The following is a 256-nucleotide window of genomic DNA, read 5'->3' as shown; positions in this document are numbered from 1 at the left end:
TTGATCCGTAACACCTGAGACCCCTGAATGTCCGCCCATCGCATCACCGTTGCTACGGCCGCAACCGCTTCCTTCCGCACCGCCCGGCAGCCGCGTCCCCACGCGCTGGCGCTGGCCTGCAGGTCGCTGCTCGGGCTGAGCGGCGCCGCCCTGGCGCAGGACGCCAGCCCGACCTCGCTGGACGCCCTCACCGTCACCGCCGACCACCGCGAGCGCAACCTGCAGGAAGTGCCGGTCTCGGTCGGCGTGGTCCAGG

The 256-nt window shown here is 71.9% G+C and carries 1 protein-coding gene; it reads left to right on the top strand.

The window, feature by feature from the left end:
- Positions 1–27: 27 nt before the first annotated feature.
- A partial coding sequence (locus ACQG3P_RS20480; protein WP_426806069.1) for a hypothetical protein occupies positions 28–256 on the top strand: 229 nt, incomplete at its 3' end.

Source organism: Stenotrophomonas sp. SrG, from assembly GCF_050031795.1.
GTDB classification, from domain to species: domain Bacteria; phylum Pseudomonadota; class Gammaproteobacteria; order Xanthomonadales; family Xanthomonadaceae; genus Stenotrophomonas; species Stenotrophomonas rhizophila_A.
This window is presented reverse-complemented; position numbering and strand designations above follow the sequence as displayed.